Raw genomic sequence first — 267 nt, 5'->3', positions numbered from 1 at the left:
TGAACCGCGCCGGGATTGCCGGAGGCCATTTGTCTTAAATTAGGCGGCCAGTGGGACGTCGTCCAGCATGGCATAGTAGCGCTGCTCGGCTTCGACCGGCGGAATGTTTCCGATGGGCTCCAAGAGCCGCCGATTGTTGAACCAGTCCACCCATTCCAACGTGGCGAACTCAACGGCTTCGAATGAGCGCCAAGGTCCGCGGCGATGGATCACCTCAGCTTTGTAGAGGCCATTGATCGTTTCGGCCAAGGCATTGTCATAGCTGTC

General features: G+C 58.1%; 1 protein-coding gene. It reads right to left on the bottom strand.

What is annotated here, in order from left to right:
- Positions 1-39: 39 nt before the first annotated feature.
- On the bottom strand, positions 40-267 hold a 228-nt coding region (locus Y88_RS18695; RefSeq protein WP_018076005.1), incomplete at its 5' end, for an integrase core domain-containing protein.

The organism is Novosphingobium nitrogenifigens DSM 19370 (assembly GCF_000192575.1).
In the GTDB taxonomy this organism is placed as follows: domain Bacteria; phylum Pseudomonadota; class Alphaproteobacteria; order Sphingomonadales; family Sphingomonadaceae; genus Novosphingobium; species Novosphingobium nitrogenifigens.
Note: the sequence above shows the minus strand (reverse complement) of the source record. Positions and strands in the feature narration are given on the sequence as shown.